Raw genomic sequence first — 21,466 nt, 5'->3', positions numbered from 1 at the left:
TCAGGACTCCTGGGTGAGGGAGACGAGCACGTCGTCCCCTTCGATCTTTACGGGGTATACGGGGACGGGGCGCGTGGCCGGGAGGCCGGACGGCTTGCCGGTGCGCAGGTCGAAGGCGGAGCCGTGCAGCCAGCACTCGATCTGGCAGTCCTCCACCTCGCCCTCGGAGAGGGAGACGTTCGCGTGGGAGCAGATGTCGTTGATCGCGAACACCTCGCCCTCGGTCTTCACCAGCGAGATCGGCGTGCCGTCGAGTTCCACCCGCTTCGGGGTGTCCTCTTCCAGTTCACTCAGCCCACAGGCGCGTACGAAGGTCGTCATGCGACCGAAGCCTCCAGCTCTTCCTCGATCTTGGCGAGCAGACGTTCCTCGATGTCCGCGACGCCGATCTGCTGGACCAGCTCGGCGAAGAAGCCACGGACCACCAGGCGGCGGGCCTCGTGCTCCGGGATGCCGCGGGCCATCAGGTAGAAGAGCTGCTCGTCGTCGAAGCGGCCGGTGGCGGAGGCGTGGCCGGCGCCGACGATCTCGCCGGTCTCGATCTCCAGGTTCGGCACCGAGTCGACGCGCGCACCGTCCGTGAGGACCAGGTTGCGGTTCATCTCGTACGTGTCCGTGCCCTCGGCCTTGGCCTCGATGAGCACGTCACCGATCCAGACCGCGTGCGCGGCCTCGCCCTGGAGGGCGCCCTTGTAGACGACGTTCGACTTGCAGTGCGGGGTGTTGTGGGTGACCAGCAGGCGGTGCTCCTGGTGCTGCCCGGCGTCGGTGAAGTACAGGCCGAACAGCTCGGCCTCGCCGCCGGGGCCGGCGTACTCCACGCGCGGGTGCAGGCGGACCACGTCACCGCCGAAGGTGACGACCACGGACTTGAAGGAGGCGTCCCGGCCGACCAGCGCGTTGTGCTGGGCGACGTGGACGGCCTTGTCGTCCCAGTCCTGGACGGACACGACGGTCAGCTTGGCGCCGTCACCGAGGACGTAGTCGACGTTGGCGGCGAGCACCGCGTCACCGGTGTGGTCGATGACCACGACGGCCTCGGCGAAGTTGCCCAGCTCGATCACCTGGTGCCCGAAGGCGGTGCCGCCCTGGCCGTGCACCCCGATCCGGATCGGCTCGGTGAGGACGGTCTCCTTCGGGACGGTCACGACGGAGGCCTTCTCGAAGGCGGAGTACGCCTGCGCGGCCACGCGGTCCACCGGGGTGCCCGCCCTGCCGAGCCGCGCGTCGTCACGGCCGACGGTCTCGACGGTGACGCCCTCGGGGGCCTGCACGTCGACCTTCACACCGTCGCCGTTCGCGACGGCGGTGCCGTCGTGCAGCCCGCGCAGCCGCTCCAGCGGGGTGAACCGCCACTCCTCCTCGCGGCCGATCGGGACCGGGAAGTCCGCGACGTCGAAGGACGGGGGCGCGCTCATGCGCGAGACGACGGTCGACTCCGCGGCGACCGCGATCGAGCCGGCGGTGGTGGAACCCACCGGGATGTTCTGGGCCTCAGCCATGGCTGTCGTAATGCTCGCTTTCCGTTACGTATGGGCTTGACGGGGGGTGTCGCGGTGGGCGATCAGCCGACCGCGCCCTCCATCTGCAGCTCGATCAGCCGGTTGAGCTCCAGCGCGTACTCCATGGGCAGCTCCTTGGCGATCGGCTCGACGAAGCCGCGCACGATCATCGCCATCGCCTCGTCCTCGGACAGACCTCGGCTCATCAGGTAGAAGAGCTGGTCCTCGGAGACCTTGGAGACGGTGGCCTCGTGGCCCATGGACACGTCGTCCTCGCGGACGTCGACGTACGGGTACGTGTCCGACCGGGAGACGGTGTCGACCAGCAGCGCGTCGCACAGCACGTTGGACTTCGACCCGGCGGCGCCCTCGCCGATCTCGATCAGACCGCGGTAGGAGGTACGGCCACCACCGCGCGCGACCGACTTGGAGACGATGTTGGACGACGTGTTCGGCGCCATGTGGACCATCTTGGCGCCGGCGTCCTGGTGCTGGCCCTCGCCCGCGAAGGCGATGGACAGGGTCTCGCCCTTGGCGTGCTCGCCCATCAGGTAGACGGCCGGGTACTTCATCGTCACCTTGGAGCCGATGTTGCCGTCGACCCACTCCATGGTCGCGCCCTCGTAGGCCACGGCACGCTTGGTGACCAGGTTGTAGACGTTGTTCGACCAGTTCTGGATGGTCGTGTAGCGGCAGCGGGCGTTCTTCTTGACGATGATCTCGACGACCGCGGAGTGCAGCGAGTCCGACTTGTAGATCGGGGCGGTGCAGCCCTCGACGTAGTGCACGTAGGCACCCTCGTCGACGATGATCAGGGTCCGCTCGAACTGGCCCATGTTCTCCGTGTTGATACGGAAGTAGGCCTGCAGCGGGATCTCGACGTGGACGCCCTTGGGCACGTAGATGAAGGAGCCGCCGGACCACACGGCCGTGTTCAGCGAGGCGAACTTGTTGTCACCCGCGGGGATGACCGTGCCGAAGTACTCCTTGAAGAGCTCCGGGTGCTCCTTCAGGGCGGTGTCGGTGTCGAGGAAGATGACGCCCTGCTCCTCCAGGTCCTCGCGGATCTGGTGGTAGACGACCTCCGACTCGTACTGGGCGGCGACACCGGCGACCAGGCGCTGCTTCTCCGCCTCCGGGATGCCCAGCTTGTCGTAGGTGTTCTTGATGTCCTCGGGCAGGTCCTCCCAGGACTCCGCCTGCTTCTCCGTGGAGCGCACGAAGTACTTGATGTTGTCGAAGTCGATGCCCGAGAGGTCGGAGCCCCAGTTCGGCATCGGCTTCTTCTCGAAGAGCTTCAGGCCCTTCAGGCGCAGCTTCGTCATCCACTCCGGCTCGGACTTCTTGTCCGAGATGTCGCGGACGACGTCCTCGTTCAGGCCGCGCCTGGCGGAGGCACCGGCGACGTCGGAGTCGGCCCAGCCGTATTCGTACTTGCCCAGGCCCTCGAGTTCGGGGTGAGCAGTCTCCGTGGGGAGAGTCATGCGGGGTTCCTCCCGGCCGTGCTTGCAGGTGCGTCAGTGGAAATCTTGGGGATGAACGTCGTGCAGACGCCGTCGCCGTGCGCGATGGTCGCCAGTCGCTGGACATGGGTACCCAGCAGCTCGGCGAAGATCTCCGTCTCCGCCTCGCACAGCTGCGGGAACTGCTCCGCGACGTGTGCGACCGGGCAGTGGTGCTGGCACAGCTGCTCGCCGACCGGTGCGCTGCGCGCCGTAGCAGCGTACCCGTCCGTGCTCAAGGCCCTGGCCAGCGCTTCGGCCCGCTTGTCCGGCGTGACGGCCTCGATCGCCTCGCGGTACGCGCGCGCCTGGGCGGCGATCCGGGCGCGGGCGAAGGCGACGACCGCCTCGGGGCCGCCCCCCTGCTCGGCGATCCAGCGGAGCGCGTCCACGGCGAGCTTGTCGTACGACTGGTCGAAGGCGTCCCGGCCGCAGTCGGTCAGCGCGAAGACCTTGGCGGGACGGCCGCGCGTGCGCGTGCCGTACACCCGCTGCTCGCGCGCCTCCACCACGTCGTCCGCGACCAGCGCGTCCAGGTGACGCCGGACGGCCGCCTGGGTCAGTCCCAGCCGGCCGGCGAGTTCGGCGACGGTCGACGGGCCGTGGTCCAGGATCGACCGCGCGACCCGGTTGCGCGTCGAGCGCTCCCCGGTCGCGAACTCCTCCTGCGGGGTCCCCCTGGGGGTCTCCCGAGCCTCGCCGACGTTTTTCACAACGCCATTGTTGCGTAATTCCTCGGAGCCTGACAAGCGCCGTCCGGATCACCGACCGGTGCCCTGTGTCACTTAGGCATACCTAAGCTGACCTGCGGAAACGATCTTCTGATCGATCATCCGGGGCCGCTGACGTGCACAATTCGGTGGCGTCGGCGAGCCCCGCCCGGGAGACTCCCGAACCATGCCCACACCCCCTCCGACCGGCCCTCTTGTCACCCGGGACGGCATCTGCGCCCAGCTGCGCCGACTGGGTGTCGAGACCGGTGAGACCCTGCTCGTGCACGCGTCGCTCAGTTCCCTCGGCTGGGTCAACGGAGGCGCCGTCGCCGTCGTCCAGGCGCTCCTCGACGCCCTCGGCCCGTCCGGCACGCTCGTGGTGCCCACGCAGACCGCCGACCAGTCCGACCCGGCCGTGTGGGGGAAGCCGCCGGTCCCCGAGGAGTGGTGGGACCGGATCCGCGCCACCATGCCCGCCTACGACCCGCTGATCACCCCCTCGCGCGGGGTCGGCGTCATCCCGGAGACCGTGCGGACCTGGCCGGGCGCCCTGCGCAGCGCCCATCCGCAGACCTCCTTCGCCGCCCTGGGCGCCCGCGCGCGGGAGATCACCGACGGCCACGCCACCGACTGCCGGCTCGGCGAGCTCAGCCCCCTGGCCCGGCTGGAGAGGCGGGGCGCCCGGGTGCTGCTGCTCGGCGCGGGCTACGACTCCTGCACGGCCTTCCACCTGGCCGAGTACCGGATACCCGCCCCCCGCGTCCGGGTCGGCCGGCCCGGCCCCGGCGGCTGGGAGACGGTGATCGAGGTGTCGATCGACTCGGACCGGTTCGACGAACTGGGCCACGACTTCGAACGGGACCGGCCCGTCGTCCGCGGCCGGGTGGGCGCGGCGGAGGTACGGCTGTTCCCGGTGTCGGACGCCGTCGCCTACGCCGAGCGGTGGCTGCCGCTGCACAGGCCCCGTACGGAGGAGTTCCTGCACCCCCGCGTCTGAACCGCGAGCGGTCTCCCTAGACTCTTGAGCCATGCGAAGTAACCCCGTGGTCCAGGTCCAGGCCCTGGTGAAGCGGTACGGCGCGAAGACCGCGGTGGACGGCCTCGACCTGGAGGCCCGGGCGGGGGTCACCGCCGTCCTCGGCCCCAACGGCGCGGGGAAGACGACCACGGTGGAGACCTGCGAGGGGTACCGGAAGCCGGATTCCGGCACGGTACGCGTCCTGGGCCTCGACCCGGTGCGGCAGTCCGCCGAGCTGCGTCCCCGTATCGGCGTGATGCTCCAGTCCGGCGGCGTCTACTCGGGCGCCCGCGCCGACGAGATGCTGCGGCACGTGGCAAAGCTGCACGCGCACCCGCTCGACGTGGACGCGCTCATCGAACGCCTCGGCCTCGGCTCGTGCGGCCGGACCGGCTACCGCCGGCTCTCCGGCGGCCAGCAGCAGCGGCTCGCGCTCGCCATGGCCGTGGTGGGCCGCCCGGAGCTGGTGTTCCTGGACGAGCCGACCGCCGGCCTCGACCCGCAGGCCCGCCGGGCCACCTGGGACCTGGTGCGGGACCTGCGCGCCGACGGCGTCTCGGTGATCCTCACCACGCACTACATGGAAGAGGCCGAGCAGCTCGCCGACGACGTGGCGATCATCGACGGCGGCCGGGTCATCGCCCAGGGCTCCCCGGAGGAGCTGTGCAAGGGCGGCGCCGAGAACACGCTGCGCTTCACCGGCCGCCCGGGCCTGGACGTCGGCTCCCTGCTCAAGGCCCTCCCGGCCGACTGCACGGCCGCCGAGCTGACCCCGGGCGCCTACCGGGTCGTCGGCAAGGTCGACCCGCAGCTGCTGGCCACGGTGACCTCGTGGTGCGCCCAGCACGGGGTGATGCCGGACCGGATCTCGGTGGAGCGGCACACGCTGGAGGACGTTTTTCTGGAGCTCACGGGCAAGGAGTTGCGGTCGTGATTGCGGCTCACACAGAGATCGGCCGGGGGTCCGGGGGTTGCCCCCCGGAAGGACACAGCCTGGAGCTCACGGGCAAGGAGTTGCGGTCGTGATTGCGGCTCACACAGAGATCGGCCGGGGGTCCGGGGGTTGCCCCCCGGAAGGACACAGCCTGGAGCTCACGGGCAAGGAGTTGCGGTCGTGACGGTCGGTACGTACACCCCGAAGCCGGGTGCGGCGCCGCTCCCTCGCATGATCGGGGCGCAGGCGGCCCTGGAGACGAAGATGCTGCTGCGCAACGGCGAGCAGCTGCTGCTGACGGTCGTCATCCCGACCCTGCTGCTGGTGCTCTTCAGCTCGGTGGACATCGTGGACACCGGCAAGGGCAAGGCCGTCGACTTCGTGGCGCCCGGCATCCTGGCCCTGGCCGTGATGTCGACCGCGTTCACCGGGCAGGCCATCGCGACCGGCTTCGAGCGCCGCTACGGCGTGCTCAAGCGGCTCGCCTCCTCACCTCTGCCCCGCTGGGGCCTGATGACCGCCAAGACGGCCTCCGTGCTGGTCACGGAGGTCCTCCAGGTGATCCTGCTGACGGTGATCGCCTTCGCGCTGGGCTGGTCCCCGCACGGCAACCCCGCCGCCGTGCTGCTCCTGCTGGTCCTCGGCACGGCAGCCTTCTCCGGGCTCGGCCTGCTGATGGCGGGCACCCTGAAGGCGGAGGCGACGCTGGCCGCCGCCAACCTGGTGTTCCTGCTGCTGCTCGTCGGCGGCGGGGTCATCGTGCCGCTGGACAGGTTCGGCTCGGCCGGACAGCACATCCTCGGCCTGTTGCCCGTCTCCGCCCTCTCGGACGGTCTGCGGGACGTGCTCCAGCACGGCTCCGGCACGCCGTGGGGCGACCTGGGGATCCTCGCCGTGTGGGCCGTGGCCGGCCTCGCCGCGGCCGGCAGGTTCTTCCGCTGGGAGTGACCCTCGTGAACGCGTGCACAAGCGGCGGCCTACCATGGTGGGCGTGTCCAAGCTGAACCCCGCCGACGCCGCCGCGGCGCTGCGCAACCCGCTCGCCTTCATCGCCGACCGCTGGACCCCGGACCCACGGACGGTCCGGCGGGCGGCCCTCGCCGCGCTCGTCATGTCGGTGGTCATCGTCGTCACCGGCGGCGCCGTCCGCCTGACCGCCTCGGGCCTCGGCTGCCCGACCTGGCCGGAGTGCACCGACGGCTCGCTGACCCCGACGAACGCGCTGAGCTATCACAGCGCGATCGAGTTCGGCAATCGCATGCTGACGTACGTGCTGTGCGCCGCGGTGGGCTGGGCGATCATCGCCGCCCGGTCCCAGAAGCCGTACCGGCGCAGTCTGACCCGGCTGGGCTGGGCGCAGTTCTGGCTGGTGATGGGCAACGCGGTCCTCGGCGGCATCGTGGTGCTCGTCGGGCTCAACCCGTACACGGTCGCGGCTCACTTCCTGCTGGCGTCGGCCCTCGTCGCGGTCGCCGTGGTCATGTGGCAGCGCACCCGTGAGGGTGACGGCACGCCCCGGCCGCTGGTCGGCAAGGCCGTGCAGCAGCTGGTGTGGTTCCTCGTCGTCGCCTCCGTCCTGCTGATCGCGGCCGGCACCGTCGTCACCGGTGCGGGCCCGCACGCGGGTGACTCCAGTGACGTCAAGCGCATCCCGATCGACTGGGAGACCGTCGCCAAGCTGCACGCGGTGCTCGCCTGGATCGTGGTGACCCTCACCTTCGCCCTGTGGTTCGTCCTCAAGGCGGTCGACGCCCCCAAGGGCCCCCTCGACCGGACCCGCGACCTCTTCGTCATCCTGCTCGCCCAGGGCGTCATCGGCTACGTCCAGTACTTCACGCACCTGCCCGAGCTCCTGGTCGGCCTGCACATGCTCGGCTCGTGCCTGGTGTGGATCGGCGCCCTGCGCGTCCTGCTGGCCCTGCGGGAACGCCCGGAGGCCGACCTGGATCTGCCCGGCCCCGCGGCCGAGGTGGCGGTGGGCACGCGCGCGTGAGACGTGCCGTCACCCGTACGTGGTGACCAGCGCGTCGATCGCCGGCCCCAGATAGCCGCGGGTCAGATCGGCACGGCGGGCGAGCCAGTGCCCGGTGGCGGGGGCGCGGCCGGAGTCGGAGTCGGTGTCGTAGCGTCGGCGGGTGACGTCCGCGAGGACCTCGGCGGGTGCGCCGAGGGACGACAGCTCGGCCAGTGCCTCCCGCTTCGAGACCAGCCGCCCGTCCCGCAGGGTCACGGTGGCGCGGGCGAAGGTCAGCAGCCCCAGGTCGACCCAGGCGTCCTGCCGCCACAGCCGGGCCTTGTCCACGGCCGGCCGCCAGAAGTCCCGCTGGTCGCGTACGACGAAGGCGTGGAGTCGGTCGTCGGACACCGGCGGGAGCAGGCCGCCCGGAGGCTCGCCGTGCAGCACCCGGCCGAAGTCGTGCAGCTCGCGCCGGGTGACGGGGGTGACCGGGCGGCGCATCACGCGCCCGTGAGCCCAGGTCAGGTGCGGGCGGTCCGGATCGGCCAGGACGGCCGGGGTGAGATAGCTGCAGTGCAGCTTGACGGCGAGCGGTTCGGCCCGCAGGCGCCGGTGCAGCCGCACCACCTGCCGCACGGTCCGCAGCCCCACCGGCTCCGGCAGTACGGCGATCAGGTCCAGATCGCTGCGGCCTTCCTGGTAGTCGCCGCCGGCCAGCGAGCCGTGCGCCCACAACGCGCGGGGCCGCAGCGGCGACAGGGCGTCCAGGAACCGGTCGAGCAGGGATGAGGTCGGCATCGGCTCAGTCTGGACAGTTCAACGGAGCCCGTAAACCCGGCGCGCATTGTCCGCCGCGATCAGCCGGGCCACCCGCTGGGCGTCCTCCAGGGACCATGCCCCCTCGGCCACCCAGGTGCCGAGGACCCGGCCCAGGGCCTCGCGGAAGAGGCGGGCGCCGACGACGTGCAGCTCGGGCAGGCCGTGCGCGCCGGTCGAGAAGAGGATCTTGCCGAAGGGCGCCAGCTCCAGGATCTCGGCGAGGACCGTTGCCGCCCGGGCGCCGGTGCGCACGAGCGCGGCGCCCGAATCCGCGTACACGTGCGGGAAGACGCCGGCCAGGTGGGCGGCGTGCCGGTGGTACGGGTAGCCGTGCAGCAGGACCAGGTCGGTGCCGAGACCGGCCGTGGCCCGCACGAAGTCGGTGAGCAGTACGGGGTCGGTACGGTCGATGCGGGCGCCGGGCTCACCGAGTCCCGCGTGCAGTTGCAGGGGCAGACCGGAGGCGACCGCGATCCACAGCAGGTGCCGGAGCAGCACCGGGTCGCTGAGCGCCCCGCCGACCCGCCGCCCGGCCAGCCAGCGGCCGGCCGCGCCCCGCACCTCCCCCGGCCCCGGCGGCTCCGGGGCGAGCGCCAGACCGTGCCTGAGGCCGGCGACGGAGGTGAAGGCGACCGCGTGCGCGGCGGCGCCGTGCACGGACTCGGCGAGGTTGGCGAGGAAGGACTCGACCGTGCCGGAGGTGTCGGCGACCTGCTCGGCGAGCAGCTCCAGCCGGACGATCTCGCGGGCGTCGGCGGATCCGTCGCAGGCCATGTCGGCGGGGCCGGTGAGGTCGCCGGGCAGGCCGGTGTCGACCAGGTAGGTGGTGATGCCGCTGCCGCGCAGGAGCCTGCGGCCCGCTTCCAGGACGCCCAGTTCCCGGCGCCGGGCCAGATAGCGGGCGGGCGGGCAGTGCGGTTCCAGGCCGAGCAGGGGCGGGCACCAGCGCCGTACGGCGAAGCCGGTCTGGGTGTCGAAGAGCGTGGTGCCGGGCGCGGGGGGTCCCTCGGTGCGGGCGAGCTGGGCCTCGAAGGTGCCGAGGCCCAGTTCCGTACGCAGTACGCCGTGGCAGTACTGGTCCACGAGGGACGGCGTTTCGATCATCCGGACTCCCCGTGAGACGTGTGCTGCCTTGCACGTCCTAACGGGTGAACGGGGTGTGAGGTCGCGGATGAGCCCGGGGCTGCGGGTTATTGGCGACTTCGGACCGTAGGTGGCTGGTCGCGCCCACGCGGCGACAGCGGCACGTCGATACGGCCCCGCGCTCCTCCGGGCGCGCTGTTCAGCCGCCCAGCTGAATGCCGGCCATCCGCTTCCACTCGTACGCCCCGGTCGTCACCTTCGCCGCGAACTCCCCGTCGAAGGACTCGTGGACCGTGATGCCCGCCTTCTCGACGGCCTTCTCGGCGATCTCGGTGCTGGGCGCCACCAGGTCGCCCCAGCCGCCGTCCTCACCGACGAGGACGATCCGGGCGCCGCGCTCGCCGATGTAGGCCACCTGGCCCTCGGCGCCGCCGTGTGCCCTGGAGAAGGCGCTGATCTCCCGGGCGAGCTTGGCCACCTTGCGCTCGGCCCTCGCGTCAACCTGCTGTGTGTCTGCCATGGCCAGGATGCTACCGACGGGTAGATCAAACGGCGACGGGAGGGGTGCGTGGCCTTGACCACGCACCCCTCCCGTCGGAGGACACAGGGGTCAGCGCAGGAACGGGTCCACCGCGACCGCGACGAACAGGATCGACACGTAGGTGATCGACCAGTGGAACAGCCGCATCTCCTTGAGCTTCGCGCCGGTCACCTCGGCCTTCGCCCGGTTCTGCAGCCCGTGCGCCTCCCACAGCCAGAAGCCGCCGGCCGCGAGGGCGACCACCGTGTAGAACCAGCCGGTGTAGCCGAGCGGGGTCAGAAGCAGGGAGACGAGGACCATCACCCAGCTGTAGATGACGATCTGCCGGGCGACGACCTTGTTGGAGGCGATGACCGGGAGCATCGGCACGCCCACGCGCGCGTAGTCCTCCTTGACCTTCATGGACAGCGGCCAGTAGTGCGGCGGCGTCCAGAAGAACATGACGAGGAAGAGGACGACCGGCGCCCAGGACATCGAGTTCGTGACCGACGACCAGCCGATCAGCACCGGGAGGCAGCCCGCGATGCCGCCCCACACGATGTTCTGCGACGTACGCCGCTTGAGGATCATCGTGTAGACGACGACGTAGAAGAGGAGCGCTCCGAGCGACAGCCAGGCGCTCAGCCAGTTGACGGTGAAGCCGAACAGCAGCGTCGAGACGACGGCGAGGGTGATGCCGAAGACCAGGCACTCGGGCGGGCTGACCATGCCGGTCACCAGCGGCCGCTGCGAGGTGCGGTCCATCAGGGCGTCGATGTCCCGGTCGATGTACATGTTCAGCGCGTTGGCACCGCCCGCGGAGAGGTAGCCGCCGACGCAGGTGAGCAGGACCAGCTTGAGGTCCGGCACGCCCTGTTGCGCGAGGAACATGACCGGAACGGTGGTGATGAGCAGCAGCTCGATGATCCGCGGCTTGGTCAGCGCCACGAACGCCTTGACTCGGGCCCCGAACGGCCGATGAACCGGGCCCGGGCTCGCACCACCGAGCACACCCGCTGGACGGGATTCGACGGCCGTCACGCACACCCCTGACAGAGACATCCCAGCAAGCCTCCCCGTGTGAGGTTCCGGTAAAGGCTCGCGCGTACCACGCCACTTTAGACGTTGCCCATACCCCGGCCTTCGCGGGGGTGGGGTCGTGTTGGCGGACGTCCCAGAAGAGGTGCCCCTCCCCTCGATTGAGCGCTCAGATGACCGCCTCCGTATTCATGTGCCAAACACGTCGTCGGCCAGTCGGGAGGCGGATCGCGTGGACTCCCGGCAGTCTGGAAACACTCGAAAAAACGCACGTCCTTACGAGGGTAGGCTCGACAGCGTCCGGCGGGCAGAAACCCCGCCGGCGGCCGGGTGGGCGCATGCCTCGAAGCATGCCCCGAAGACCGGCGACCGACATGTGGAGAGGAGCCCTGACCCAGGGTGAGCACCAAGCCGACCACCGCAGACCTTGAGTGGACCGAGCTGGACCAGCGGGCCGTGGACACCGCCCGCGTCCTGGCCGCCGACGCCGTACAGAAGGTCGGCAACGGCCATCCCGGTACGGCGATGAGCCTGGCCCCGGCCGCCTACACCCTCTTCCAGAAGGTGATGCGGCACGACCCGGCCGACCCGGAGTGGGTCGGGCGCGACCGCTTCGTGCTGTCCGCCGGCCACTCGTCCCTGACCCTCTACACGCAGCTCTACCTGGCCGGCTTCGGCCTGGAGCTCGAGGACCTGGAGTCCTTCCGCACCTGGGGTTCGAAGACCCCGGGCCACCCGGAGTACGGGCACACCAAGGGCGTCGAGACCACCACCGGTCCGCTCGGCCAGGGTGTCGCCAACGCGGTGGGCATGGCGATGGCCGCCCGCTACGAGCGCGGTCTGTTCGACCCGGAGGCCCCGCAGGGCGAGTCCCCCTTCGACCACTTCGTCTTCTGCATCGCCGGTGACGGCTGCCTGCAGGAGGGCATCTCCGCCGAGGCGTCCTCGCTGGCCGGTCACCAGAAGCTCGGCAACCTGATCCTGCTGTGGGACGACAACCACATCTCGATCGAGGGCGACACCGAGACGGCCGTCTCCGAGGACACGGTCAAGCGCTACGAGGCCTACGGCTGGCACGTGCAGCGCGTGGAGGCCCAGGACAACGGCGACCTGGACCCGCAGGCGATCTTCGCCGCGATCCAGGAGGCCAAGCAGGTCACCGACCGGCCGTCCTTCATCGCCATGCGCTCGATCATCGCCTGGCCGGCCCCGACCGCTCAGAACACCGAGGCCGCGCACGGCTCGGCCCTGGGCGAGGACGAGGTCGCGGCCACCAAGCGCGTCCTCGGCTTCGACCCGGAGCAGTACTTCGCCGTCGAGGACGAGGTGATCGCCCACACCCGCAAGGCCCTGGAGCGCGGTGCCCAGGCGAAGGCCGAGTGGGAGAAGTCCCTCCAGCTGTGGCGGGACGACAACCCGGAGCGTGCCGCCGAGTTCGACCGCATCAGCAAGGGCGAGCTGCCCACCGGCTGGGAGGAGAAGATCCCGGTCTTCGAGCCCGGCAAGGGTGTCGCCACGCGTGCCGCCTCCGGCAAGGTGCTGCAGGCGCTCGGCGCGGTCGTCCCCGAGCTGTGGGGCGGCTCCGCCGACCTCGCCGGGTCGAACAACACCACCATCGACAAGGACAGCTCGTTCCTGCCCGAGGGCAACCCGCTGCCCGAGGCCAACCCCTACGGCCGCACGATCCACTTCGGTATCCGCGAGCACTCCATGGGTGCGGAGCTGAACGGCATCACGCTGCACGGCAACACCCGCGTGTACGGCGGCACCTTCCTCGTCTTCTCCGACTACATGCGCAACGCGGTGCGCCTGTCGGCCCTGATGCACCTGCCGGTGACGTACGTGTGGACGCACGACTCCATCGGCCTGGGCGAGGACGGCCCCACCCACCAGCCGGTCGAGCACCTGGCCTCGCTGCGCGCGATTCCGGGCCTGAACGTCGTCCGCCCGGCCGACGCCAACGAGACCGCGATCGCCTGGCGCGAGATCCTCAAGCGCTACACGAAGGAGTTCGGCAAGGGCCAGCCGCACGGCCTGGCGCTGACCCGCCAGGGCGTGCCGACGTACGAGCCCAACGAGGACGCCGCCAAGGGCGGTTACGTCCTGTTCGAGGCCGACGGCGGCGAGCCGCAGGTCGTCCTGATCGCCACCGGTTCCGAGGTGCACGTGGCCGTCGAGGCGCGTGAGCAGCTGCAGGCCGACGGGATCCCCACGCGTGTGGTGTCCATGCCGTCCGTCGAGTGGTTCGAGCAGCAGGACCAGGGGTACCGGGACTCCGTGCTGCCGCCGTCCGTCAAGGCCCGCGTCGCCGTGGAGGCGGGCATCGGCCTGACCTGGCACAAGTACGTGGGGGACGCCGGCCGCATCGTTTCCCTGGAGCACTTCGGTGCGTCCGCCGACGGCAAGGTGCTCTTCCGCGAGTTCGGTTTCACTGCCGAGAACGTGGCCGCCAAGGCCCGGGAATCCATCGCCGCCGCACAGCGCTGACGCTCATATACGACACGTAGGAGATGTAATTCCATGACAGACGCACTCAAGCGCCTCTCCGAGGAAGGCGTCGCGATCTGGCTGGACGACCTGTCGCGCAAGCGGATCACGTCCGGCAACCTTGCCGAACTGATCGACCAGCAGCACGTCGTGGGCGTCACCACCAACCCGACGATCTTCCAGAAGGCGATCTCGCAGGGCGACGGCTACGACCAGCAGGTCTCGGACCTCGCCGCCCGCAAGGTCACCGTCGAAGAGGCCATCCGCATGATCACCACGGCGGACGTCCGCGACGCCGCCGACATCCTGCGCCCGGTGTTCGACGCCACGGACGGCCAGGACGGCCGGGTCTCCATCGAGGTCGACCCGCGCCTCGCGCACAACACCAAGGCGACCGTCGCCGAGGCCAAGCAGCTGGCCTGGCTGGTGGACCGCCCCAACACGCTCATCAAGATCCCGGCCACCAAGGCGGGTCTGCCGGCGATCACCGAGGTCATCGGCCTGGGCATCAGCGTCAACGTCACGCTGATCTTCTCCCTGGAGCGCTACCGCGCGGTCATGGACGCCTACCTCTCCGGCCTGGAGAAGGCGAAGGAGCGCGGCCTGGACCTCTCGCTGATCCGCTCCGTGGCGTCCTTCTTCGTGTCCCGTGTGGACACCGAGATCGACCGCCGGATCGACGAGCTGGGCACCGACGAGGCCAAGGCGTTGCGCGGCAAGGCGGGCGTGGCCAACGCGCGCCTCGCCTACCAGGCCTACGAGGAGGTCTTCTCCTCGGACCGCTGGAACGCCCTGGAGAAGGCGGGCGCCCGCAAGCAGCGTCCGCTGTGGGCCTCCACCGGTGTGAAGGACCCGGCGTACAAGGACACCATGTACGTCGAGGAGCTGGTGGCGCCGAACACGGTCAACACCATGCCGGAGGCCACGCTGGAGGCCGCCGACGACCACGGTGAGATCCGCGGCGACGCCGTCAGCGGCACCTATGAGCAGGCCCGGGCCGACCTGGACGCGCTGGAGAAGCTCGGCATCTCGTACGACGACGTCGTGCAGGTGCTGGAGGACGAGGGCGTCGACAAGTTCGAGGCGTCCTGGAACGACCTGCTGAAGTCCACCCAGGCGGAGCTCGAGCGCCTCGCCCCTTCGGAGGGCTGAGTTGTCACCCCTTTCCGGTTCCGGAGCGAACCCGCTTCGTGACCCGGCCGACCGACGGCTCCCGCGTATCGCGGGGCCGTCGGGCCTGGTCATCTTCGGCGTCACGGGCGACCTGTCGCGCAAGAAGCTGATGCCCGCGGTGTACGACCTCGCCAACCGGGGTCTGCTGCCGCCGGGCTTCTCCCTGGTGGGCTTCGCCCGCCGTGACTGGGAGCACGAGGACTTCGCCGAGGTCGTGCACGACGCGGTGAAGGAGCACTCGCGCACACCGTTCCGCGAGGAGGTCTGGCAGCAGCTCATCCAGGGGATGCGCTTCGTCCAGGGCACCTTCGACGACGACGACGCCTTCGAGCGGCTGCGCGCCACCATCGAGGAGCTGGACAAGGCACAGGGGACGGGCGGCAACTTCGCCTTCTACCTGTCGGTGCCGCCGCGCTCGTTCCCGGTGGTCATCCAGCAGCTGAAGAAGCACGGGCTGGCCGACCAGTCGGGCGGCTCCTGGCGGCGCGCGGTCATCGAGAAGCCGTTCGGTCACGACCTGAAGTCGGCCGAGGAGCTCAACAAGGTCGTGCACGAGGTGTTCTCCTCGGACCAGGTGTTCCGGATCGACCACTACCTCGGCAAGGAGACCGTCCAGAACATCCTGGCGCTGCGCTTCGCCAACACGATGTTCGAGCCGATCTGGAACCGGTCGTACGTCGACCACGTGCAGATCACCATGGCCGAGGACATCGGCATCGGCGGCCGCGCCGGCTACTACGACGGCATCGGCGCCGCCCGTGACGTCATCCAGAACCACCTGCTCCAGCTGCTCGCGCTGACCGCGATGGAGGAGCCCGCCTCCTTCGACGCGCAGGCGCTGGCCGCGGAGAAGGAGAAGGTGCTCGGCGCCGTACGGCTGCCGAAGGACCTCGGCCGCAACACCGTGCGCGGCCAGTACGCGGCGGGCTGGCAGGGCGGTCAGCAGGTCATCGGCTACCTCGAAGAGGACGGGATCGACGCGAAGTCGAAGACCGACACCTACGCGGCGGTCAAGCTGGAGATCGACAACCGCCGCTGGGCGGGCGTCCCCTTCTACCTGCGCACCGGCAAGCGCCTCGGCCGCCGGGTGACGGAGATCGCCGTCGTCTTCCAGCGGGCCCCGCACTCCCCCTTCGACACCACGGCGACGGAGGAGCTGGGCCAGAACGCGATCGTCATCCGCGTCCAGCCGGACGAGGGCGTGACCGTGCGCTTCGGCTCGAAGGTGCCGGGCACCTCGATGGAGATCCGGGACGTGTCCATGGACTTCGCCTACGGCGAGTCGTTCACGGAGTCGAGCCCGGAGGCGTACGAGCGGCTGATCCTGGACGTGCTGCTGGGCGACGCCAACCTCTTCCCGCGCACGGAGGAGGTCGAGCTGTCCTGGAAGATCCTCGACCCGGTCGAGGAGTACTGGGACAAGCACGGCAGGCCCGCGCAGTACAAGTCGGGCACCTGGGGTCCCGTGGAGGCGGACGAGATGCTCGCACGAGACGGACGGAGCTGGCGCCGGCCATGAAGATAGACCTGACCGACACCACCGCCGGCGACATCAACAAGGCGCTCGTGCGGGGCCGTCGAGCCATCGGCACCCCCGCCGTCGGCATGGTCCTGACCCTTGTCATCGTCACCGACGAGGAGAACGCCTACGACTCCCTGAAGGCCGCCAGCGACGCCTCGCGCGAGCACCCCTCGCGCACGCTGGTGGTCATCCGGCGGGTCTCGCGCACCCCGCGCGACCGCACCTCCTCGCGTCTCGACGCCGAGGTGCGGGTGGGTGCGGAGGCGGGCACCGGCGAGACGGTCGTGCTGCGCACCTACGGCGACGTGTCCGACCACGCCGACTCGGTGGTGCTGCCGCTGCTGCTGCCGGACGCCCCGGTGGTCGTGTGGTGGCCGGTGAACGCCCCGCTCGACCCGGCGAAGGACCCGCTGGGCGCGCTCGCCCAGCGCCGGGTCACCGACACCTACGCCGCCGAGCAGCCGGTGCGGGAGCTGTCCGCCCGTGCCGAGGCCTACACGCCCGGCGACACCGACCTGTCCTGGACCCGGATCACGCCGTGGCGCTCGATGCTGGCGGCGGCCCTGGACCAGGTCACCTGCGAGGTGCAGACCGTCGAGGTGGAGGGCGAGGAGTTCAACCCGAGCTGTGAGCTGCTGGCGATGTGGCTCGCGGACCGGCTGGACGTCCCGGTGAAGCGCTCGCTGTCCTCGGGTCCGGGTCTGACGGCCGTCCGTATGGAGACCAGCTGCGGCCCGATCGTCCTGGACCGCGCGGACGGCTCGCTGGCCACGCTGACCATCCAGGGCCAGCCGGCCCGCGCGGTGGCGCTGAAGCGGCGGGACACCGCCGAGCTGATCGCGGAGGAGCTGCGCCGGCTGGACCCGGACGACACCTACGCGTCGGCGTTGCGTTACGGCGTGGAACGGCTGAACACGGTTCCGGAGCAGGCGCCCGAGGAGCCCGCGCAGGAGTCCGCCGGGCCCGTCGCCGAGCCGGAGCCGGTCGAGGAGGCCGCGAAGGCTCCGGCGAAGAAGGCGGCGGCGAAGACCGCCAAGAAGGCACCGGCAAGGAAGGCGACGGCGAAGTGAGCACTCCGCAGCTGGTCGTCCACCGCGACAAGGAGCTGATGGCGCAGGCCGCCGCGGCCCGCCTGATCACGAAGATCGTGGACGCGCAGGCCTCCCGGGGCACCGCGTCCGTGGTCCTCACGGGCGGCCGCAACGGCAACGGCCTGCTGGCCGCGCTGGCGTCGGCACCGGCCCGGGACGCCATCGACTGGGGCCGGCTGGACCTGTGGTGGGGCGACGAGCGCTACCTCCCCGAGGGCGACCCCGAGCGCAATGTCACGCAGGCCCGCGAGGCCCTGCTGGACTCCGTGCCGCTGGACCCGGAGCGCGTGCACGCCATGCCCGCCTCCGACGGCCCGTACGGCACGGACGTGGAGGCGGCCGCGGAGGCGTACGCGGCGGAGCTGGCGAAGGCGGCCGGCCCGGAGAACCACGGCTCGGTGCCGACCTTCGACGTCCTGATGCTGGGCGTCGGCCCGGACACCCATGTGGCCTCGCTCTTCCCGGAGTTGCCGGCCGTACGGGAGACCGAGCGGACGGTGGTCGGCGTGCACGGCGCGCCCAAGCCGCCGCCGACCCGGATCAGCCTGACCCTGCCGGCGATCCGTTCGGCCCGTGAGGTGTGGCTGCTCGCGGCCGGTGAGGACAAGGCGGAGGCCGCGGCCATCGCCCTGTCCGGCGCCGGTGAGATCCAGGCTCCGGCGGCGGGGGCGCAGGGCCGTTCGCGCACGCTGTGGCTCCTGGACTCGGCCGCCGCTTCGCAGTTGCCGAGGTCGCTGTACCCGCCGGCTTCACCGTGAGCCGGTGAATCCAGGCGGTTGATCGCTGAACGAAGAGGGCGGCAGGGGACTCCCCTGCCGCCCTCTTCACATGCCCTGACGCCCACTCAAGCAGGACCTTCACGGTTTCCGCGCGAAACGTTCATACAACACTCAACTTTTGTGTAAGCTCCTGCCGCTGCATCCGCACCACTGAGGGGGGACCTCATGCGTATACGCTCCGCGCTGGCCGTCACCGCCACGGCCGGAACACTCGCCGTCGTCGTCCTGGCCGCCCCGGCCCAGGCCACCGAGTACTCCTCCGCCCTGAAGATCAAGGGTGTCCAGTACGACGCCCCGGGGCGGGACTCCAACAGCTGCAGTACGGGCAACACGGCGAGCGAGTACCTGACGGTCAAGAACTACTCGCACAGCACCGTCAACCTCAAGGGTTACGTCGTCAAGGACGCGGCCGGCAACCGGTTCACGTTCCCCGCGAACCACTACCTCGAGCCCGGCGACTACGTGAAGCTGCGTGGGGGCCACGGCACCGACTCGGACGCCAAGAACGTCGTCTACCGCCAGAACTGCAACTTCCTCTGGAACAACGACAAGGACACCATCTACCTGTACAAGTCGTCCGGCGCCCACGCGGACACCCACGCCTACACCAAGTCCCACGACGACCGGGACGGCAACGGCTACATCACCTTCCACGGCTGATGCCACGCCGGACCAGGAGGCTGCGCGCCTGGGCCGTCTGCGTCGCGCTGCTGGCCGCCGGGGCGGCCGGCTGCGGCCGGTCCACGCACGACGGCGCGGCCAAGGCGTCGAGCCCGGCGCCCCGGCCGACCGTGACCGTCACGGCGACCACCACCGTGACCGCCGCGCCGGAACCCGGACCGACGGTCACCAGGACGCGGACCGTCCGCACGCCCGGACCGACCGTCACCGTCACCAGGGCCGCCGCCGGCACCGTACGCGGTGACGCCACCGGTGGCGGGACGTGCTCCATCGTCTCCAACGCGGGCAACTGCTACCAGGCGGGCCAGTTCTGCCGCAGCGGTGACCACGGGGCGAGCACCACCACCGCCGGTGGTACGCCGATCACGTGCGCCTACAGCGGCAGCGCCTGGCGCTGGACGTACGCCTGACCGGGGCGGGCTCGGTCACTTGACCGAGCCCGCCATCACGCCCTGGACGAAGTGCCGCTGGAAGGCGAAGAAGACCACCACCGGGACGACGAGGGACAGGAACGCGCCCGGGGCCAGGACGTCGATGTTGCTGCCGAACTGCCGGATCTGGGACTGCAGTTCCACGGTGAGCGGCTGGGAGGAGCTGTCGGCGAAGAGCAGGGCGACCAGCATGTCGTTCCAGACCCACAGGAACTGGAAGATGGCGAGCGAGGCGATCGCCGGCCGGCCCACCGGCAGGACCAGACGCGTGAAGATGCGCCACTCGCTGCCGCCGTCCATCCGTGCCGCCTCCAGCATCTCCTTCGGCATCTCCGCGAAGTAGTTCCGCAACAGGAACACCGCGAAGGGCAGGCCGTAGGCCACGTGGAAGAGGACGACCCCGGGGATCGTGCCGAAAAGGCCCAGGGCGCCGAAGAGTTTGGCCACCGGCAGCAGACCGATCTGCACCGGCACCACCAACAGGGCCACCACCAGCAGGAACAGGGGCTCCCGCAGGGGGAAGTCCAGCCAGGCGAAGGCGTATCCGGCGAGGGCCGCGATCACCACGACGAGCGTCGTCGCCGGCACCGAGATCAGGACCGTGTTCCAGAAGGCCTGCGTCATGCCGGAGTTCTTCAGCAGCGCGGAGTAGTTGTCGAAGGACAGCTGGCCGGGACTGGCCAGGGCCGTCCACCAGCCGCCCTTCGCCGTGTCCTGCGCCGAGCGCAGGGACGACAGGAACAGACCCGCCAGCGGGGTCAGCCAGACCAGGCCGATCACCACCAGGAAGGCCTGCACCAGGCCGTTGCCCAGGCCTCGCCTGATCGCGTTCATCGCTGACTCCTCATCGTTGACTCTGCCGGAAGCGGCGGACGTTGAACACCATCGCGGGGATCACCAGGAGCAGCAGGAGCACGCCGAGAGCGCTGCCGAGACCCTGGTTGTTGCCGCCTCCGAAGGACACGAGCCACATCTGGGTCGCGAGGACGGTGGCGTCCTCCTGCACCGGCCCGGGCGCGATGATGTAGACGAGGTCGAAGACCTTCATCACGTTGATCACCAGGGTCACGAAGACCACGGTGAGCACGGGCGCGAGCAGCGGGACGGTGATCCTGCGGAAGATCTGCCACTCGTTCGCGCCGTCCATCCGGGCCGCCTCCAGCGCGTCCCGGGGGAGGGTGGACAGGCCCGCGCCGATCAGCACCATCGCGAAGCCGGTCCAGATCCACAGGTACGCGCCGATGATCGCCGGGGTGACGAGCGTCGGACCGAGCCAGGAGACGCCCTGGTAGGGCGCGGCGAAGTTCGACTCCGGCAGCTTCAGCGTGTACGAGCCCGGGTGCAGTCCGGCGAAGCGGAAGGAGCCGTCGGCCGCGGTGGTCGTGCTCGCGACCGTGCCGCCGTCGCGCACCGCCTCGACCCTCATGCCGGGCAGGCCGCTCTCCTTCGGGTCGACCTTGCCCTGCCGGCCTCCTCCGCCGGGGGTGAAGTCGAGGTAGACGACACCGCGCACCTCGCCGGCCGCGGCCGGCTGTGCCGCCCCTCGGGAGGCGGGTTCGGCGCCCCGGGGCAGGTCCTCGGGCAGCACACCGACCATGGGGAGGTTCACCGTCCGGCCCGGGGAGACCGCCGCGTGGCTCAGGTAGGAGCCGTCCCGGCCCTGGTCCAGCAGCCCCTCGCGGCCTCGTGCGGTCGGGTACGAGGAGGTGCCCTCGAAGGCGTCGTGGACGGAGACGACGGCCGCGTTCAGCACGCCCTTGTTCGGGTCCTCGTCGTACGCGAGCCGGAAGATGATGCCGGCGGCGAGGAAGGACACCGCCATCGGCATGAAGAGCAGCAGCTTGAAGGCCGTGGCCCAGCGGACCTTCTCCACCAGGACGGCCAGGATCAGTCCCAGCCCGGTCAGCAGGGCGGGGGCGACGACGACCCAGATGGTGGTGTTGCGGATGGCCTTCAGGGTGGCCGGGTCGCGGAACATCTCGGTGTAGTTGTCGCCGCCGACGAACCGGGTGCCGGACGCGTCGAAGAAGCTGCGGCCGACCGAGAACAGGACCGGGTAGACGACGAGCGCGCCGAGCAGGAGCAGCGCGGGGAAGACGAAGAGCAGGGCGATCAGCCGGGCGCGCCGCCGGCTGCGGCGCCCGCGCGCCACGCCGGCGGCGCCGCGCGGGGCCGCCTGCTGCTTCACGACAGTGGTGGCGGTCATGGTGCGGCCG

The 21,466-nt window shown here is 70.6% G+C and carries 21 protein-coding genes; 11 read left to right on the top strand and 10 right to left on the bottom strand.

All coding sequences use genetic code 11. From position 1 onward, the window contains the following. From ACIHEJ_RS13720 to ACIHEJ_RS13705, 4 genes are all read right to left on the bottom strand, one after another. Positions 1–321 (bottom strand): bifunctional 3-phenylpropionate/cinnamic acid dioxygenase ferredoxin subunit, encoded by a 321-nt coding sequence (locus ACIHEJ_RS13720; RefSeq protein WP_400134986.1) that lies wholly within the window; start codon positions 319–321, stop codon positions 1–3. Then, positions 318–1,502: a Fe-S cluster assembly protein SufD gene (gene sufD / locus ACIHEJ_RS13715; RefSeq protein WP_400134985.1), complete on the bottom strand. Its 1,185-nt coding sequence runs from the start codon at positions 1,500–1,502 to the stop codon at positions 318–320. The genes ACIHEJ_RS13720 and sufD overlap by 4 nt, the downstream gene beginning before the upstream one ends. A 62-nt stretch (positions 1,503–1,564) precedes the next feature. After that, positions 1,565–2,986 carry a Fe-S cluster assembly protein SufB gene (gene sufB / locus ACIHEJ_RS13710; RefSeq protein WP_400134984.1) on the bottom strand — a complete coding sequence of 474 codons (1,422 nt, stop codon included), beginning with the start codon at positions 2,984–2,986 and terminating at the stop codon, positions 1,565–1,567. Further along, positions 2,983–3,717, bottom strand: coding sequence for a helix-turn-helix transcriptional regulator (locus tag ACIHEJ_RS13705; protein ID WP_400134983.1), 735 nt, complete (start codon positions 3,715–3,717; stop codon positions 2,983–2,985). The genes sufB and ACIHEJ_RS13705 overlap by 4 nt, the downstream gene beginning before the upstream one ends. A 184-nt stretch (positions 3,718–3,901) precedes the next feature. Between ACIHEJ_RS13705 and ACIHEJ_RS13700 the strand changes: the two genes are divergently transcribed. From ACIHEJ_RS13700 to ACIHEJ_RS13685, 4 genes are all read left to right on the top strand, one after another. Then, positions 3,902–4,714, top strand: coding sequence for an aminoglycoside N(3)-acetyltransferase (locus ACIHEJ_RS13700; RefSeq protein ID WP_400134982.1), 813 nt, complete (start codon positions 3,902–3,904; stop codon positions 4,712–4,714). A gap of 31 nt (positions 4,715–4,745) precedes the next feature. Next, positions 4,746–5,669: an ABC transporter ATP-binding protein gene (locus tag ACIHEJ_RS13695; RefSeq protein ID WP_400134981.1), complete on the top strand. Its 924-nt coding sequence runs from the start codon at positions 4,746–4,748 to the stop codon at positions 5,667–5,669. Between the two features lie 231 nt (positions 5,670–5,900). After that, positions 5,901–6,617 carry an ABC transporter permease gene (locus ACIHEJ_RS13690; protein ID WP_400135148.1) on the top strand — a complete coding sequence of 239 codons (717 nt, stop codon included), beginning with the start codon at positions 5,901–5,903 and terminating at the stop codon, positions 6,615–6,617. A 34-nt stretch (positions 6,618–6,651) separates the two neighbouring features. Next, on the top strand, positions 6,652–7,662 hold the full coding sequence (locus ACIHEJ_RS13685) for a heme A synthase (protein WP_400134980.1): 1,011 nt from the start codon (positions 6,652–6,654) through the stop codon (positions 7,660–7,662). 9 nt (positions 7,663–7,671) lie between these two features. Here ACIHEJ_RS13685 and ACIHEJ_RS13680 read toward each other — a convergent pair whose 3' ends face one another. The 4 genes from ACIHEJ_RS13680 to ACIHEJ_RS13665 all read right to left on the bottom strand — a co-directional run bounded on the left by ACIHEJ_RS13680 (position 7,672) and on the right by ACIHEJ_RS13665 (position 11,095). After that, positions 7,672–8,424 carry a nucleotidyltransferase domain-containing protein gene (locus ACIHEJ_RS13680; RefSeq protein WP_400134979.1) on the bottom strand — a complete coding sequence of 251 codons (753 nt, stop codon included), beginning with the start codon at positions 8,422–8,424 and terminating at the stop codon, positions 7,672–7,674. 18 nt (positions 8,425–8,442) lie between these two features. After that, complete coding sequence (locus tag ACIHEJ_RS13675; protein ID WP_400134978.1) at positions 8,443–9,549, bottom strand: amidohydrolase family protein; 1,107 nt, start codon at positions 9,547–9,549, stop codon at positions 8,443–8,445. A 178-nt stretch (positions 9,550–9,727) separates the two neighbouring features. Then, complete coding sequence (locus tag ACIHEJ_RS13670; RefSeq protein ID WP_400134977.1) at positions 9,728–10,048, bottom strand: hypothetical protein; 321 nt, start codon at positions 10,046–10,048, stop codon at positions 9,728–9,730. A 90-nt stretch (positions 10,049–10,138) separates the two neighbouring features. Continuing rightward, positions 10,139–11,095, bottom strand: a complete 957-nt coding sequence (locus ACIHEJ_RS13665) for a heme o synthase (protein ID WP_400135147.1) — start codon at positions 11,093–11,095, stop codon at positions 10,139–10,141. A 390-nt stretch (positions 11,096–11,485) separates the two neighbouring features. Between ACIHEJ_RS13665 and tkt the strand changes: the two genes are divergently transcribed. The 7 genes from tkt to ACIHEJ_RS13630 all read left to right on the top strand — a co-directional run bounded on the left by tkt (position 11,486) and on the right by ACIHEJ_RS13630 (position 19,229). Continuing rightward, positions 11,486–13,573 (top strand): transketolase, encoded by a 2,088-nt coding sequence (gene tkt, locus ACIHEJ_RS13660; protein WP_400134976.1) that lies wholly within the window; start codon positions 11,486–11,488, stop codon positions 13,571–13,573. Positions 13,574–13,606: 33 nt separating this feature from the next. Further along, positions 13,607–14,725, top strand: coding sequence for a transaldolase (gene tal, locus ACIHEJ_RS13655; protein WP_400134975.1), 1,119 nt, complete (start codon positions 13,607–13,609; stop codon positions 14,723–14,725). Position 14,726: 1 nt separating this feature from the next. Then, complete coding sequence (zwf, locus tag ACIHEJ_RS13650; protein WP_400134974.1) at positions 14,727–16,265, top strand: glucose-6-phosphate dehydrogenase; 1,539 nt, start codon at positions 14,727–14,729, stop codon at positions 16,263–16,265. Continuing rightward, positions 16,262–17,338, top strand: coding sequence for a glucose-6-phosphate dehydrogenase assembly protein OpcA (gene opcA, locus ACIHEJ_RS13645; RefSeq protein ID WP_400134973.1), 1,077 nt, complete (start codon positions 16,262–16,264; stop codon positions 17,336–17,338). Before zwf ends, opcA begins: the two co-directional genes overlap by 4 nt. Then, the gene (gene pgl / locus ACIHEJ_RS13640) at positions 17,335–18,117 is read left to right on the top strand and encodes a 6-phosphogluconolactonase (RefSeq protein WP_400134972.1); all 783 of its coding nucleotides are present in this window, start codon (positions 17,335–17,337) and stop codon (positions 18,115–18,117) included. Before opcA ends, pgl begins: the two co-directional genes overlap by 4 nt. Before the next feature lie 186 nt (positions 18,118–18,303). After that, the gene (locus tag ACIHEJ_RS13635; protein WP_400134971.1) at positions 18,304–18,798 is read left to right on the top strand and encodes a lamin tail domain-containing protein; all 495 of its coding nucleotides are present in this window, start codon (positions 18,304–18,306) and stop codon (positions 18,796–18,798) included. After that, the gene (locus tag ACIHEJ_RS13630) at positions 18,798–19,229 is read left to right on the top strand and encodes a hypothetical protein (RefSeq protein WP_400134970.1); all 432 of its coding nucleotides are present in this window, start codon (positions 18,798–18,800) and stop codon (positions 19,227–19,229) included. Before ACIHEJ_RS13635 ends, ACIHEJ_RS13630 begins: the two co-directional genes overlap by 1 nt. A gap of 15 nt (positions 19,230–19,244) precedes the next feature. On the opposite strand, the gene ACIHEJ_RS13625 is transcribed toward ACIHEJ_RS13630, so the two are convergent. After that, positions 19,245–20,084 carry a carbohydrate ABC transporter permease gene (locus ACIHEJ_RS13625; protein WP_400134969.1) on the bottom strand — a complete coding sequence of 280 codons (840 nt, stop codon included), beginning with the start codon at positions 20,082–20,084 and terminating at the stop codon, positions 19,245–19,247. 10 nt (positions 20,085–20,094) lie between these two features. Then, complete coding sequence (locus ACIHEJ_RS13620) at positions 20,095–21,456, bottom strand: ABC transporter permease subunit (protein WP_400134968.1); 1,362 nt, start codon at positions 21,454–21,456, stop codon at positions 20,095–20,097. Between the last annotated feature and the right edge of the window lie 10 nt (positions 21,457–21,466).

The organism is Streptomyces sp. NPDC052301 (assembly GCF_044593395.1).
Taxonomy (GTDB): Bacteria; Actinomycetota; Actinomycetes; order Streptomycetales; family Streptomycetaceae; genus Streptomyces.
This window is presented reverse-complemented; position numbering and strand designations above follow the sequence as displayed.